Origin of the sequence: Streptomyces aureocirculatus (assembly GCF_000720475.1) — a bacterium.
Taxonomy (GTDB): Bacteria; Actinomycetota; Actinomycetes; order Streptomycetales; family Streptomycetaceae; genus Streptomyces; species Streptomyces aureocirculatus.
On the sequence record NZ_JOAP01000030.1, the window covers coordinates 61,448 to 76,428 of the forward strand.

Consider the following 14,981-nt stretch of genomic DNA (forward strand, 5'->3'; position numbering starts at 1 on the left):
TTTCCGTCACTTGTCAGACGTGAAATCCGAAAGAAGGGTTGCATAGCGCCCTGTGTGCGCCCCGGGTACCGCCCACTACGCAGCGTGCGGGCATTCTCGTACTTTCGGCCCCCCACCTGCACTTTCGTACGCAGCAGCGCTACCGCACGTGACCGTGAGAATCTCTTAGACGTGTGGTCAAGGTCTCCCGACCGCCACTGCCCCGACCCGGACGCGGCCCCTGGGCCCGGTCCCGCCGAGGCGTCCCGACCAGCTCACGGAGACAGACGCGAGGGGCCGGTCCCGTCGTGTGACGGGACCGGCCCCTCGCGTTCACCCTGCACAAGGCGCAGGCGCCGGATCAGTCGTTGCCGTTGCCCGGCGCCGGCGTCGTCTTCTGGATCTGCAGCAGGAACTCGGCGTTCGACTTCGTCTGCTTCATCTTGTCGAGCAGCAGCTCGATGGCCTGCTGCTGGTCGAGCGCGTGCAGCACCCGGCGCAGCTTCCACGTGATGGCCAGCTCGTCGCTGCCGAGCAGGATCTCTTCCTTGCGGGTGCTGGACGAGTCCACGTCCACCGCCGGGAAGATCCGCTTGTCGGAGAGCTTGCGGTCCAGCTTGAGTTCGAGGTTGCCGGTGCCCTTGAACTCCTCGAAGATCACCTCGTCCATGCGCGAACCGGTGTCGACGAGCGCGGTGGCCATGATGGTCAGCGAGCCGCCGTCCTCGATGTTGCGCGCGGCGCCGAAGAAGCGCTTGGGCGGGTACAGCGCCGTCGAGTCGACACCACCGGACAGGATGCGTCCGGAGGCCGGGGCCGCGAGGTTGTACGCACGGCCCAGACGCGTGATCGAGTCGAGCAGGACGACCACGTCGTGACCCAGCTCCACGAGGCGCTTGGCGCGCTCGATGGCCAGCTCGGCGACGGTGGTGTGGTCCTCGGCCGGACGGTCGAAGGTCGAGGAGATGACCTCGCCCTTCACCGACCGCTGCATGTCGGTGACCTCTTCCGGACGCTCGTCGACCAGGACGACCATCAGGTGGCACTCGGGGTTGTTGGTGGTGATCGCGTTGGCGATCGCCTGCATGATCATGGTCTTGCCGGTCTTCGGCGGGGCCACGATCAGACCGCGCTGCCCCTTACCGATCGGCGCGACGAGGTCGATGATGCGGGTGGTGAGCACGCCCGGGTCGGTCTCCAGACGGAGCCGGTCCTGCGGGTAGAGGGGCGTCAGCTTGTTGAACTCCGGCCGCCCGCGCCCGGATTCGGGCGCCATGCCGTTCTGCGAGTCCAGTCGGACGAGCGCGTTGAACTTCTCGCGGCGCTCGCCGTCCTTGGGCTGGCGCACCGCGCCGGTGACGTGGTCGCCCTTGCGCAGGCCGTTCTTGCGGACCTGGGCCAGCGAGACGTACACGTCGTTCGGTCCTGGGAGGTAGCCCGACGTACGGATGAACGCGTAGTTGTCGAGGATGTCCAGGATGCCCGCTACCGGGATCAGGACGTCGTCGTCGGACACCTGCGGCTCGCTCGCGAAGTCGTCGCGGCCGCGGCGGCCACGGCGGTCGCGGTACCGGCCACGGCGGCCACGGCGGCCGGTGCCGTCGTCGTCGAAGTCGTCCTGCGGGCCGTTGTCGCGCTGCTGGCGGTCCTGACGGTCCCGGTCCTGGCGGTCCTGTCGGTCCTGGCGGCCGCCCTGCTCCTTGCGGTTGCCGCCGCCCTGCTGGTCGTCGCCCTTGTTGCCGCGGCGGTCACGCTCGCGGTCACGGCCACGGCCCTGGCGGTCACGGCGGCCCTGGCGGCCGTCGCCGCCGTCCGCGTCGCCCTTGTCGCCCCGGTCGTTCTTGTCGCCGCGGTCGCCCTTGGCCTCGGACTGCTCCGTCCGGGCCTCGGCGACCTTGGTGTCACCCTGGGTCCTGGCCTCCGCGGTCACGGTCTCGGGGCTGCCGGCCTCGGCGGTGACGCGGCGCCGGCCACGGCTGCCGGACTTGTCGTCGAGGGGGGCACCTCCCTGCTCCACCGGAGCCGAGAGCTTGGGGGCGGGCTGGCCGGGGATGTCGATCTGCTGCTGGGCGGCCTTGGGCTGCTCGGCCGGGGCCTCTTCGGCCTTGGCGGGCTTGGCAGCGGCCTTGTCCGTGCTGTCGGCGGGAGCGGCCGCGGCGCCCGTGCGCGCCTTGGAGGTGGCGCGGCGCTTCGGCTTGGCCTCGGCGTCCGCGGCGGACGGGGCGCTCTTGGCCGGGGCGCCGCCTGCGGCCTGCGCCTCCTTGATGACCTCGATCAACTGGCTCTTGCGCATCCGCGCGGTGCCCTTGATTCCGAGGCCCGATGCGACCTGCTGCAGTTCCGCCAGCACCATGCCCTCGAGGCCGGTGCCGCGGCGCCGCCGGGACCCGGCCGAAGCACCGGTGGCAGGCGCCGCAGAGGCGTCCGTGGCGGGCGTGTCGGCAGTCACGCCCATCAGATCGGTGGTGTCGCTCACGAAGGGTCCTTCCCTGGAGCGGACGTCGGCCTGTCTGGCTCGGCGACCGGTTGTGCTGTCCGGCGATCCTTGGTGTGTGGACCGGGCCGGGGCGGTGGTCCGCCAACGCGGCGGAAGAATTCACAGATGTGGCATTACCCGATGCCTGGCCACTGAGGTGCGGTGGTCACTCGGCTCGGTCACGCCGGTTCCGGAGCGTGCTCGGCACAGCTCAGTGCGATGCACAGAGCAGTTTTGGAGGCTCCCGGAAGGATGGATGTCCCGGACGGGGACACAAAGCACCTCGCCATGGTGAGGTCGGGTGCAGACTTGAGGTTAACACTACCGGATCCAACAAACATTCCCCCTCTCCAAATCCGGACACCGCGTGTGCCGCCCGCCCGTCAGGGCGCGAGCGGCAGCACACTGGCTCCGGTGGCGTCGAGCGCCAGGCGATTGGCCGCCCAGCCCTCTCCCGCCAGTCGTGCGACCTTGTCGGCCGCACTGTCCTCGGCCAGCGCGAGGACCGTGGGCCCCGCGCCGGAGATCACCGCGGGCACGCCGTCGGCGCGCAGGCGCTCCACCAGGGCGGCGCTCTCCGGCATGGCGGGGGCGCGGTACTCCTGGTGCAGACGGTCCTCGGTGGCGGGCAGCAGCAGCTCGGGGCGCCTGGTCAGGGCCTCGACGAGCAGGGCCGCCCGGCCCGCGTTGGCGGCCGCGTCCACGTGCGGGACGGTGCGCGGCAGCAGTCCGCGGGCGGTTTCGGTGAGCACGGGCTTTCCGGGGACGAAAACCACCGGAACGATGGAATCAGTGGGCTCCATCCTGATGGCGCGGGCCGCGGAGCCGTCCATCCAGGACAGCGTGAAGCCGCCGAGCAGGCAGGCGGCGACGTTGTCGGGGTGGCCCTCGATCTCGGTGGCGAGCTCAAGGAGCGCGGTGTCGTCGAGCTTGCTGTCACCGCCTATGGTCACCGCGCGGGCGGCGACGATGCCGGCGCAGATGGCGGCGGACGAGGAGCCGAGGCCACGGCCGTGCGGGATGCGGTTGGCGCAGACGATCTCCAGGCCGCGCGGCTGCCCGCCGAGCAGGTCGAAGGCGGTCCGCAGGGACCGTACGAGCAGATGCGACTCGTCGCGGGGCAGGGTCTCGCTGCCCTCACCGGCGATGTCGACACCGAGCCCGGAGTCGGAGACGCGGACCACCACGTCGTCGTAGAGCCCCAGCGCCAGGCCGAGGGCGTCGAAGCCCGGGCCCAGGTTTGCGCTGGTGGCAGGCACGCGCACCCTGACGGCGGCGGCGCGGAACGCGGGACCGGCCATCGCTCGATGACTCTCCTTGAGCTGCGATGTGTGGAGGACTTGCCGCCTCGGCCGGCACTCGTCCGGCGAGGGACAGCACCCCGGGGCCGCCTCTGCGGGCGGCACCGCGGCATATGCGGCGGCATATGCGTCGGGGTGGGTTCACCACAGCCTATCGAAGGAAGGTTCTGTGGCGACATAGGGCGCACGGGAGGCGCACGATGCGTGTCGCGAGCCCCCTGTGCCACCCCTGTACGGAGTTGCGAGGTTTGGGCGGTACGCCAGGCCCGGCCTCACGCCGGACCCGGCGGTACGCCGAGCCCTGATGCCGGACCAGGCGGTACGCCAAGCCCTGACGCCAAGCCCTGACGCCAGGCCAAGCGGCACGCCGGGCCAAGCCTTACGCCAGGCCCAGCCGCTCCGCCGCGGCGGCCGCGTCGACCGGGACCGTGACCGGCTGCGGGGCGCCCGCGACGGCCCAGTCCGGGTCCTTCAGGCCGTTGCCGGTGACCGTGCAGACGATGCGCTGGCCCCTGTCGACCTTGCCCTGCTCGGCGGCCTTCAGCAGGCCCGCCACCGACGCGGCGGACGCGGGCTCGACGAAGACACCCTCCTGCGACGCCAACAGCTTGTAGGCGCGCAGGATCTCACGGTCCGTCACCTCGTCGATGAAGCCGCCCGACTCGTCGCGCGCGGCGAGCGCGTGCTGCCACGACGCGGGGTTGCCGATGCGAATCGCGGTGGCGATCGTCGAGGGGTCCTTGACGATCTCGCCGCGCACGATCGGCGCGGAGCCGGAGGCCTGGAAGCCCCACATGCGCGGGGTGCGCGTCGACACCGAGTCGGCCGCGTACTCCTTGTAGCCCCTCCAGTAGGCCGTGATGTTGCCCGCGTTGCCGACCGGCAGGACGTGGATGTCGGGCGCGTCGCCGAGGGCGTCCACGATCTCGAAGGACGCCGTCTTCTGGCCCTCGATGCGGAACGGGTTGACCGAATTGACCAGCGCCACCGGGTAGTTCTCGGAGAGGCCGCGCGCCAGGTTCAGGCAGTCGTCGAAGTTGCCGTCCACCTGGAGGATCTTCGAGCCGTAGACGAGCGCCTGGCCCATCTTGCCGAGGGCGATCTTGCCCTGCGGGACCAGGACGGCACAGACCATCCCGGCGCGCACGGCGTACGCGGCGGCCGACGCCGACGTGTTGCCGGTGGAGGCGCAGATGACGGCCTTCGCGCCCTCCTCCTTGGCCTTGGTGATCGCCATGGTCATACCGCGGTCCTTGAAGGACCCCGTCGGGTTCGCGCCCTCGACCTTGAGGTGGACCTCGCACCCCGTGCGCTCGGAGAGCACAGCCGCGGGCACGAGCGGCGTGCCGCCCTCATGGAGCGTGACGACCGGCGTGGTGCCGGAGACCGGGAGGCGGTCCCGGTACTCCTCGATGATTCCGCGCCACTGGTGGGCCATTGCTGCTTACTCCCCTTCAACCCGCATGATGCTGGCGACACCACGCACGGTGTCGAGTCGGCGCAACGCGTCGACGGTGCCGGTGAGGGCGGCGTCGGGCGCGCGGTGGGTGACGACGACGAGGGAGGCCTCGCCGTCCTTACCCGTCTGACGGACGGTATCGATCGATACCCCGTGCTCGGCGAAGACCGTCGCGACCTGGGCGAGCACGCCCGGCTTGTCGGCCACGTCGAGGCTGATGTGGTACCGCGTGACGACCTCGCCCATGGAGCCCACGGGCAGTTGGGCGTACGCGGAGTCGCCGGGCCCGGTGGCCTCGCCGAGTTTGTTGCGGCAGACCGCGACGAGGTCGCCGAGCACCGCGGAAGCGGTGGGCGCGCCGCCCGCGCCGGGGCCGTAGAACATGAGCTGACCGGCCGCCTCGGCCTCCACGAAGACCGCGTTGTACGCCTCGCGGACGCTCGCCAGCGGGTGGCTGAGCGGAATCATCGCGGGGTGCACGCGCGCGGTGACGGACTCGCCGTCGGCGGCCCGCTCGCAGATGGCGAGCAGCTTGATGGTGCAGCCCATGCGCTTCGCGGACGCGAAGTCGGCGGCGGTGACCTCGGTCATGCCCTCGCGGTGTACGTCGTCGAGGCGCACCCGGGTGTGGAAGGCGATACCGGCGAGGATCGCGGCCTTGGCGGCGGCGTCGAAGCCCTCCACGTCGGCGGTCGGGTCGGCTTCCGCGTACCCGAGGGCGGTGGCCTCGTCGAGGGCCTCCTGATACCCGGCGCCCGTCGAGTCCATCTTGTCGAGGATGAAGTTCGTCGTGCCGTTCACGATGCCGAGGACGCGGTTCACCTTGTCGCCGGCGAGGGATTCGCGCAGCGGCCTGATCAGCGGGATCGCACCGGCGACGGCGGCCTCGTAGTACAGATCGCGGCCGTGCTGCTCGGCCGCGGCGTGCAGGGCCTCGCCGTCCTGGGCGATGAGCGCCTTGTTCGCGGAGACCACGGACGCGCCGTGCTCGAACGCGGTGGTGATGAGGGCCCTGGCGGGCTCGATGCCGCCGATGACCTCGACGACCACGTCGATGTCACCGCGTTTGACGAGCGCGGTCGCGTCCGTCGTCACAAGGGCGGGGTCGATGCCCGCACGCACCTTGGAGGGCCGGCGGACGGCCACCCCGGCGAGTTCCACCGGGGCGCCGATCCTGGCCGCGAGGTCTTCGGCGTGCGTCGTCATGATGCGCGCCACCTCTGAGCCGACGACCCCACAGCCCAGCAGCGCCACCTTCAGCGGACGCGTACGCATCATCCGACCTCGTTTCCTTCTCCAAGTACGGTGGGTCCAGTCTCACCCACCCAAACGGTGTTTCTGACCATAGTCCGGATCGTGAGACATCCGTTCCACGAACCGAGTACCAACTGTGCCGCTCACGGACCGGGAGTCACCCGGCGTGCGGTTTCCGGTGCCGACCGGTGAGCGCTGTCCGCGTCACCGACGTGCGCTGTCCGGTGTCACCCGACGTCGAGACGCAGCAGGTCCTCCTCCGTCTCGCGGCGCACGATGACACGGCCCGCGCCCTCCCGCACCGCCACGACGGGCGGCCGCAGCGCGTGGTTGTAGTTGCTGGCCATCGAGCGGCAGTAGGCGCCGGTCGCGGGCACGGCGATCAGGTCGCCGACCGCGAGGTCGGCGGGCAGGAAGGCGTCGCGCACGACGATGTCGCCGCTCTCACAGTGCTTGCCGACCACGCGGGCGAGCATCGGCTCGGCGTCGGAGGAGCGCGAGACCAGGGCGACGCTGTACTCGGCGTCGTAGAGCGCCGTACGGATGTTGTCGGACATGCCGCCGTCCACCGAGACGTACGTACGCAGTCCTTCGAGGGGCTTGATGGTCCCCACCTCGTACAGCGTGAAGGCGGTCGGGCCGACGATGGCGCGGCCCGGCTCGACCGAGATGCGCGGCACCGCGAGACCGGCCGCCGCGCACTCGCGCGTGACGATGTCGTGCAGCCCCTGCGCGATCTCGTGCGGTTCCCGCGGGTCGTCGGCCGAGGTGTACGCGATGCCGAGGCCGCCGCCGAGGTCGATCTCGGGGAGTTCGACGCCGTGCTCGTCGCGGATCTCGGCGAGGAGCGACACCACGCGGCGGGCCGCGACCTCGAAGCCCGCCGTGTCGAAGATCTGCGAGCCGATGTGGCTGTGGATGCCGACGAGCTCCAGGCCGTCGAGCTTCAGCGCCCGCCGCACGGCCTCTGCGGCCTCTCCCCCGGCGAGGGCGATGCCGAACTTCTGGTCCTCGTGCGCGGTGGCGATGAACTCGTGGGTGTGTGCCTCGACGCCGACCGTCACCCGGATCTGTACGCGCTGACGCGTGCCGAGCCGGTCGGCGATGTGGGCGACCCGCACGATCTCCTGGAAGGAGTCGAGCACGATGTGGCCGACGCCCGCGGCCACCGCCCGCTCGATCTCCTCCGGCGTCTTGTTGTTGCCGTGGAACGCGATCCGCTCGGCGGGCATGCCCGCGTCCAGGGCGGTCGTCAGCTCGCCGCCCGAGCACACGTCGAGGTTGAGGCCCTCCTCGTGCAGCCAGCGCACGACGGCCCGGGACAGGAAGGCCTTGCCCGCGTAGAAGACGTCGGCGTCCGCGCCGAAGGCGTCGCGCCACGCCCGGCAGCGGGCCCGGAAGTCCTCCTCGTCCAGGAAGTAGGCGGGCGTGCCGAACTCCTCGGCGAGCCGGGTCACGTCCATGCCGCCGACGGTGACCACGCCGTCGGGCGCCCGGGTGACGGTCCGGGACCAGACCTTGGGGTCGAGGGCGTTGAGATCGCTGGGCGGCGCGGAGTAGTGACCTTCGGGGAGAACGTCCCCGTGCCGGGGTCCTGCGGGGTGGGCGGAACGGCTCATGGCTCTTCTGACTCTTCTCGTCTCACAAGTATTCGGGCGCGCTGATGCCGAGCAGGGACAGGCCGCCTGCGAGCACCGTCCCGGCGGCTTCGGCGAGCGCGAGCCGGGCACGGTGGGCGGCCGAGGGTTTCTCGTCGCCGAGCGGCAGCACGGTGTGCGCCTGCGCGAGGAAGGCGTCGGCGGTCCGGACGAGGTGCCGGGTCAGGCGGTCCGGGGCGTGCCGGTGGGCGGCGGTGGCCAGGACGGCGGGGTGGTCGCCCAGGGCTGAGAGGAGGGGGTGTGCGGTGTCTTCTTGTACGGGGGCGCTTTGGGCGGGGGTGCCTTGCGCGGGGGCGTCCGTGTGCGGCTCGGCGGTCGCGTGCGCGTCGGCGGCCGCGTGCGCGGGTGGGCCTACGGGGCCGGGGGCCGCGGTGAAGCCCAGGTCCGCCGCGTTGCGGGTGAGGGCGCGGGTGCGGGCGTGGGCGTAGCGGACGCGGAACAGGGGGTTCGACTCGCGTTGGGCGAGGTGTTCGCCGCCGGTGCGGGGGCGGTCGTGCGGCGCCGGGTGCAGCAGGGCCCAGCGGGCGGCGTCGCGGCCGAGGGCGAGGGGGTCCGGGGTGTGCGGCGCCGGGACCGGGCGCAGCGTGGTCAGCGGGACCGGGGGCTCGCCGTGTCCGTCCACGCGCACCCCGAGGACGTCCTGCCAGGCCTTGGCGGGAGCGGCCGCGCAGGTGAGGCGGACGAGGACGCCCTGGGAGCGGAGCAGCCGACGCGTGGCGTCGGCGACGACGAGGGCGCGCAGGTCGTGCGGGGTGTGCAGGTGGGCGAGGGCGCCGGTGTCGGGACTGATGTGGCCGTAGCGCTCGCCGCTGTCCCGGATGCGCTGTACGAGGCCGGCGCCGCCGTCGTCGTACAGCGTGATGCTGAGGAAGCCGGGCCCGGTGACGTCGGTGCGGGCGATGCCGGGTTCGGCGCTCAGGCGGGCGGCGAGGATCTCGGCGATGCGGAGGGGGGGTGCGCCGGCCTCGCGGGCGATGCGGAGGGCGAGGTTCGTGGCGTAGTCGCCGGTGCCGCCCGGGCGGGGGCGCTCGATGTGGGCGCGGTCCGGGACGGGGGCGGTGAGCTCTCCGGCGTCCACTGCGCGGCGCAGGGCGCGCAGTGCGGTGCGGGAGAGCTCTTCGGGGGTCACGGGACAAGGGTATGGGAGGGCGGGGGTGCGCTGCCCGGGGGTTTCTGACCTGGGGGTCCGCGAGATGTGCGGGGTGGGTGCGGCCGGGCCCGGGGGCTAGGGGTGGCCGGGCCAGGGCGGTCGGGCCAGGCCCTAGGGGTGGCCCGGGACCGTTGAGGGGTCGGGGGCGCGGTCGAGGGGGTCGGTGCCGCGGTCGACCAGGTGCCGCACGATCCCGAGCAGCTCCGCGGGCTCGAACGGCTTCGCCAGGAAGGCGTCCACCCCCACCTCGCTGCCCGCCTCCACCTCGTACTGCGTACAAGCACTGACGACGACGAGCGGCACGTCCCGCGTACGCGGATCGGAGCGCAGCCGCGCCGCCGTACGCAGCCCGTCGAGCCGCGGCATCACCACGTCGAGCGTCACGACGTCGGGCCGCACCTCATGGATGACATCCAGACACTCGGCACCATCGGCCGCGGTCACGACCTCGAAGCCCTCCAGCTCGAGATTGACCCTGATCAGTTGCCGGATGACCTTGTTGTCGTCCACAACAAGCACACGGCCGGGCGCGCCTGGCACAACTCGAGAGTAGGTCGAGAGCCGCCATCGCGTCCGGGTTTTGCCTACTTCTGCCACTTGCGGGGGAGCGGCAACGCGCCACCCGGCCGGAACGCATGCCTTCCCCGCCGAGGGTCGCCGTTGGCCACGGCGCGGTGGATCGCGAAGGACTGCGGGCCGGGGGGTCAGTCGCTCCCCGGGGTCAGGTGCGCGCGCTCCCCCTGCGCGCCGAACAGGGCGAGCAGCTCCGCGGGGCGGCCGTCGGCGCTGCCGATCCAGTGCGGGATGCGGGTGTCGAACTCCGCGGCCTCACCGACACCGAGCCGGAACTCCTGCTCGCCGAGCACGAATCTGACGTGCCCGTCGAGTACGTAGAACCACTCGTACCCCTCGTGGGTCTGGAGCTTCATCGTGGGTGCCCGGCCCGCGGGCGGATGGATCACCTTGTAGGCCTGGATACCACCGGCCCGCTTGGTCAGCGGCACCAGGACCAGGCCGGATCGCCGTACCGGTCGCAGATGGACCCTCGGATCGCCGGTGGGCGGCGCCGCGACCAGATCGTCGAGGGGTACGCCGTGCGCGCGGGCCAGGGGGAGGAGCTGCTCCAGCGTGGGGCGGAGCTTGCCGGTCTCCAGGCGGGAGAGGGTGCTTGCCGTGAGGCCGGTCTCGGCCGCGAGCGCCGCGAGGGTGGCGCCGCGCGCCCGGCGCAGGGCGCGGAGGCGGGGTCCTACGCCGGTGAGTACGTCTTCTGCGGGGTTGCCCATGCTCCCTGATGATTGCGGATCGGCAAGATTTCTTGCAAGGGGGGAACGGCGGTGTCGATGCTGGCAGGGCCAGCACGTCATCGATGAAGGGCGGCACGTATGGGCACCGCAGACACCTCGGGCACCTCGGGTACCTCAGGCACCTCAGGCGCCTCGGACACCTCGGGCACCGCACGGGCGGAACGCACCGCGGACGACCAGCCCGCGCCGCCGGACGAGGGTGCCGCCCGATTCTGGGAGCGCCACTACAGCACCGGCACCCGGCGGACCTGGGGCGCACGCGTCAACCCGCTGCTCGCCGAGACGGCCACGGCGTTGCACCCCGGCACGGCGCTTGACCTGGGCTGCGGCGCGGGCGGCGACACCATCTGGCTGGCCCGGCAGGGCTGGCGCGTCACGGCCGTGGACATCTCGACCACCGCCGTCACGCAGGTGCAGGCCCGCGCGCACGAACTCGGGGTCGCGGACCGGGTCACCACCGAGCAGCACGACCTGGCCGAAAGCTTCCCGGTCGGCCGGTACGACCTCATCTCCGCGCAGTACTTCCACACCCCGTTCCCGCTGGCCCGCACCCGCGTCCTGCGCACCGCCGCACAGGCCCTGCGCCCCGGCGGCCTCCTCCTGATCGTCGACCACGGCTCCACCGCGCCCTGGTCCTGGAACCAGGACCCCGACATCCGCTACCCCACCCCTACCGAGGTCGCCGCCGAACTGGACCTCGTCCCCGCCCGCTGGACGGTCCTGCGCGCCGACATGCCGCGCCGCCAGGCCACGGGTCCCGCCGGAGAGACCGCGACCGTCGTGGACAACGTCCTGTTGGTCCAGCGAACCAAGGCGCCCAACTGACCACCGGCAAGCCCCACAGCGACGGAGCAACCCATGCCGAAAACCCACACCCCGAAGCAAACCGAGACCGAAACCGAGACCGAGACCGAGACTGAGACCGAGAAGGCAATCCTGCGGGGCACCCTCGACCAGCTACGGAAGTCGATCGCGGCCAAAGCCACGGGCGTACCGGAACCGCAGGTGCGAACGGCCGGAGTGCCCTCGGGCACCAACCTCCTGGGGCTGCTCAAGCACCTGGCGTACGTCGAACGCTTCTACTTCCTGGGCGAGGAGCCCAAGGAGTGGGGCGCGACGCTACGCCCGTCCCCCGAGGACACCGTCGACACGGTGCTGGCCGACTACCGAGCGACCGTAGATCGAGCCAACCAGGTGATCGCCGCCTGCCCGGACCTGACCGCCCCGGCCCCACGCGCCCCACGCCGAACTCCGGCACCGTCCATGCGCTGGACCCTGACCCACATGATCGAGGAAACAGCCCGCCACGCAGGCCACGCCGACATCCTCCGCGAACAGATCGACGGCACCACGGGCCGCTGACACGGATGCGGCCAGGGGGCAAGCAGGCAACTGGCGCCGCGCATCGGGACGCAGCAGGAAGCCCAGGACCCCCCCACGGGACGCAGGACCCTCACGGTACGCGGCGCCCCCGAGGCACGCGGACATACGGGAAAGACATACGAGAAAGGCGGGCAGGCAGACATGACAAGGGGTTACACCCGGCTCAGGCGCCTCAGCCCGCCGCCCGTGGAGCGGTACACCCTGCGTCTAGGGGCGGACAGCGCGACGGTCCGCGTGTCCGCGGCCATGGCCCTGGGCGACACGGCCGACCCGGCGGCCCTCGTCCCGCTGGCCGAAGTCCTGGACGACCCGTCAACCGACGTACGCCTGCACGCGATCCAGTCCGTACGCAGACTGCACCACGCCGCGGCACCCTCCCTGCTGACCGACCACCCGGCCGAAGCCGCCCTGGCCAAGGCCCTGACCGACAGCCGCCCCCAGATCCGCGACGCGGCCGTACAGGCCCTGATGCTGGGGGCCTTCAGGCACTCCCTACGAAGCGCCCCGGTGCCAGGAGGCCCAGCCCCTCACCTGATACCGAGTTATAGTCACAAGGTCGCGAAAAACGATGTTCCGCGGGCCCACCCGCCGGACATCGCTCGTACATCGACGCAGATGGTTCTGCTCGTTGAGCGTCTCCTTGCCGAGATCGGACGTCCCGTCCGCTTTTGGCGCTGACCATCGCCGACGCGTGTCGGCGCGACAGAGGAGCTCAGCATGCGGAAGACCGTCGTCATTGTCGGAGCGGGACTGGGCGGACTGACGCTCGCCCGGGTGCTTCAGGCTCACGGTGTCGCCGCGACGATTTACGAGGGTGAGGCTTCGGCCACGACCCGTGCGCAGGGCGGCCTGCTCGACATTCACGTAGAGACCGGACAGGTCGCGCTTCGCGCAGCCGGTCTCTACGACGAGTTCCGCACTCTGGTCCGCCCGGGCGAGGACGCCAAGCGCGTGGTCGACCGCCACGGCACGGTCCTGTTCGACATGCCTGCGGACCCCGGTTCGGCCCGTCCAGAGGTGGACCGTGGCGAACTCAGGCGCCTGCTCGTCGACTCGCTGGCGCCCGGGACGATCAAGTGGGGGCACAAGCTCACCTCGGTCCGGCACCGTGTGGAGGGTGGCTACGACCTCACCTTCGCGGAAGGGTCCGCCACGCACGCAGACATCGTCATCGGCGCGGACGGCGCCTGGTCGAAGGTGCGTCCGCTGCTCACCCCTGCCGAGCCGCTCTACAGCGGAACCTGCTTCATCGAGATCGCCCTCGCCCCGGGCCGCCAGGACTGTCGGGCGAGCGTGGCCGCGATCGGCAGCGGCACGCTGATGGCGGTCGCGCCGGGCAAGGGCATCATCGCCCATCGCTACGCCGACGGGCATGTGCGCGGATACGTGGCGCTGAACAAGCCCGAGGGGTGGATGAGGTCGATCGACTTCGGCGACCCGCCCGCGGGCCTGCGTCAACTTGCCGACGAGTTCGATGGCTGGTCGCCGCTGCTTACCGCCTTCGCGACCCGGAGCGACGCGGAACCGTGGCTCCGGCCCATCCATGCCCTGCCCGTGGGCCTCATATGGGACAGGGTGCCCGGCGTGACGCTCGTCGGCGACGCCGCGCATCTGATGTCGCCCTTCGCCGGCGAGGGTGCGAACCTCGCCATGTACGACGGCGCTGACCTGGCGGGCAAGCTGGTTGAGCAACCTGACATCGAGGTCGCGCTCACCGCCTACGAAGAGCGGCTGTTCCTGCGTAGCAGCGACGTCGCCGGCCGCTCGGCGAAGAACCTGGAGATCTTCTTCGGCCGGGACGCACCGCAGAGCGTAGCCACTCTGTTCGATCACTCCTGATACTTCAGTCCGGGTTCGCGATCTTGTCGCGGACCCGGTGGGGAAGATCTGGCGGCATATACGCGAAGACCCCGTACCAGTCGTTTCCGCTGGTGACGGGGTCTGTCAGGCACTCACGCTACTTCAATGCGAGTGCCCCCGGCAGGATTCGAACCTGCGCACACGGCTCCGGAGGCCGTTGCTCTATCCCCTGAGCTACGGGGGCGTATCGGCCGCTGTGGGGCGGCGACGGGTAGAACACTACCAGCTTCGTGGGGGTCGGGATGAACGGGTATTTGTGCAGCGTCCGGGGGCCCTGGCGGGGGCCCCGGACGCGTGCGGGGGCGGGGGTTACGGCTTGCGGGCGACGCCTGCGTAGGCGTCCACCGTGGGTGTGGTGTCCGTGGTGGGCTCCGGGCGCCAGTGGGTGACCTGGACCACTCCGGGGTCGGTGAGGGTGAGGCCGTCGAAGAAGCCGGTGATCTCCTCGACGCTGCGGACGTGGTACGGGATCGCGCCGCTCTTGTTGTACGCCGCCGACGCGGCGATCATGCCCTCACTCGTGGCCGTGGAGTCGCTTATCACCAGGTAGCTGCCGGACGGCAGACCGGCCATCAGGCGGTTCACCAGGTCGCGGGCCTGCGCGTAGTCCCCGACGTGGCCCAGGGTGTTCAGGATCATGAGGACCACCGGCCGGGTCAGGTCCAGGGTCTCCCCGGCCTTCTCCAGGATGGCCTCCGGCTCGTACATGTTCGCGTCGATGTACGACGTCACGCCCTCGGGCGTGCTCGTCAGGAGGGCGCGGGCGTGCGCCAGGACCAGGGGGTCGTTGTCGACGTACACGATCCGGGACTCGGGTGCGACGCGCTGGGCGACCTCGTGGGTGTTGTCGGCGGTCGGCAGGCCCGTACCGATGTCAAGGAACTGGCGGATGCCCTGCTCGCCCGCCAGGTGGCGGACGGCGCGGCCGAGGAAGTGCCGGCTCGTGCGGGCGACGTCCACCAGGCCCGGGAAGATCTCCTGGATCTGGTCGCCGAGTTCCCGGTCCTTCTCGTAGTTGTCCTTGCCGCCCACGAAGTAGTTCCAGAAGCGCGCCGAGTGCGGCTTGCTCGTGTCGATCCGTGCGCGTATCTCGGCGGACGATTCGAGTCTCGGGTCCGGTCCTGACACGGGGGCCTCCTGCGGTGCGCGTACGTGAG

Annotated in this window: 13 protein-coding genes and 1 tRNA gene; 4 read left to right on the forward strand and 10 right to left on the reverse strand. The window is 71.3% G+C overall.

Annotation, left to right across the window (positions count from 1 at the left end):
• Window positions 1-340: 340 nt before the first annotated feature.
• The 8 genes from rho to IG78_RS0126325 form a co-directional block, all read right to left on the reverse strand.
• Complete coding sequence (rho, locus tag IG78_RS0126290; protein WP_030567430.1) at window positions 341-2,455, reverse strand: transcription termination factor Rho; 2,115 nt, start codon at window positions 2,453-2,455, stop codon at window positions 341-343.
• Between the two features lie 383 nt (window positions 2,456-2,838).
• Window positions 2,839-3,756, reverse strand: a complete 918-nt coding sequence (gene thrB, locus IG78_RS0126295; protein ID WP_030567432.1) for a homoserine kinase — start codon at window positions 3,754-3,756, stop codon at window positions 2,839-2,841.
• Between the two features lie 379 nt (window positions 3,757-4,135).
• The gene (gene thrC / locus IG78_RS48360) at window positions 4,136-5,194 is read right to left on the reverse strand and encodes a threonine synthase (protein ID WP_030567434.1); all 1,059 of its coding nucleotides are present in this window, start codon (window positions 5,192-5,194) and stop codon (window positions 4,136-4,138) included.
• Window positions 5,195-5,200: 6 nt separating this feature from the next.
• Window positions 5,201-6,490: a homoserine dehydrogenase gene (locus IG78_RS48365; RefSeq protein ID WP_030567436.1), complete on the reverse strand. Its 1,290-nt coding sequence runs from the start codon at window positions 6,488-6,490 to the stop codon at window positions 5,201-5,203.
• Window positions 6,491-6,696: 206 nt separating this feature from the next.
• Window positions 6,697-8,088 carry a diaminopimelate decarboxylase gene (gene lysA, locus IG78_RS0126310; protein WP_030567438.1) on the reverse strand — a complete coding sequence of 464 codons (1,392 nt, stop codon included), beginning with the start codon at window positions 8,086-8,088 and terminating at the stop codon, window positions 6,697-6,699.
• A gap of 22 nt (window positions 8,089-8,110) precedes the next feature.
• Window positions 8,111-9,256 carry an ArgS-related anticodon-binding protein NrtL gene (gene nrtL, locus IG78_RS0126315; protein ID WP_030567440.1) on the reverse strand — a complete coding sequence of 382 codons (1,146 nt, stop codon included), beginning with the start codon at window positions 9,254-9,256 and terminating at the stop codon, window positions 8,111-8,113.
• A 132-nt stretch (window positions 9,257-9,388) separates the two neighbouring features.
• Window positions 9,389-9,874, reverse strand: a complete 486-nt coding sequence (locus IG78_RS0126320; protein ID WP_078965398.1) for a response regulator — start codon at window positions 9,872-9,874, stop codon at window positions 9,389-9,391.
• A gap of 107 nt (window positions 9,875-9,981) precedes the next feature.
• Window positions 9,982-10,560, reverse strand: a complete 579-nt coding sequence (locus IG78_RS0126325) for an XRE family transcriptional regulator (protein ID WP_030567444.1) — start codon at window positions 10,558-10,560, stop codon at window positions 9,982-9,984.
• 99 nt (window positions 10,561-10,659) lie between these two features.
• On the opposite strand from IG78_RS0126325, the gene IG78_RS0126330 reads away from it, so the two are divergent.
• The 4 genes from IG78_RS0126330 to IG78_RS0126345 all read left to right on the forward strand — a co-directional run bounded on the left by IG78_RS0126330 (window position 10,660) and on the right by IG78_RS0126345 (window position 13,803).
• Window positions 10,660-11,406, forward strand: a complete 747-nt coding sequence (locus IG78_RS0126330; RefSeq protein ID WP_078965400.1) for a class I SAM-dependent methyltransferase — start codon at window positions 10,660-10,662, stop codon at window positions 11,404-11,406.
• 33 nt (window positions 11,407-11,439) lie between these two features.
• Window positions 11,440-11,943 (forward strand): DinB family protein, encoded by a 504-nt coding sequence (locus tag IG78_RS0126335; protein ID WP_030567448.1) that lies wholly within the window; start codon window positions 11,440-11,442, stop codon window positions 11,941-11,943.
• A 162-nt stretch (window positions 11,944-12,105) separates the two neighbouring features.
• On the forward strand, window positions 12,106-12,642 hold the full coding sequence (locus tag IG78_RS44290) for a HEAT repeat domain-containing protein (protein ID WP_051852961.1): 537 nt from the start codon (window positions 12,106-12,108) through the stop codon (window positions 12,640-12,642).
• Between the two features lie 39 nt (window positions 12,643-12,681).
• On the forward strand, window positions 12,682-13,803 hold the full coding sequence (locus tag IG78_RS0126345; protein WP_030567452.1) for an FAD-dependent oxidoreductase: 1,122 nt from the start codon (window positions 12,682-12,684) through the stop codon (window positions 13,801-13,803).
• A 133-nt stretch (window positions 13,804-13,936) separates the two neighbouring features.
• Here the strand turns inward: IG78_RS0126345 and IG78_RS0126350 are convergent.
• Window positions 13,937-14,008, reverse strand: a tRNA-Arg gene (locus IG78_RS0126350).
• A gap of 125 nt (window positions 14,009-14,133) precedes the next feature.
• On the reverse strand, window positions 14,134-14,952 hold the full coding sequence (locus IG78_RS0126355) for an SAM-dependent methyltransferase (RefSeq protein ID WP_030567454.1): 819 nt from the start codon (window positions 14,950-14,952) through the stop codon (window positions 14,134-14,136).
• Window positions 14,953-14,981 lie beyond the last annotated feature (29 nt).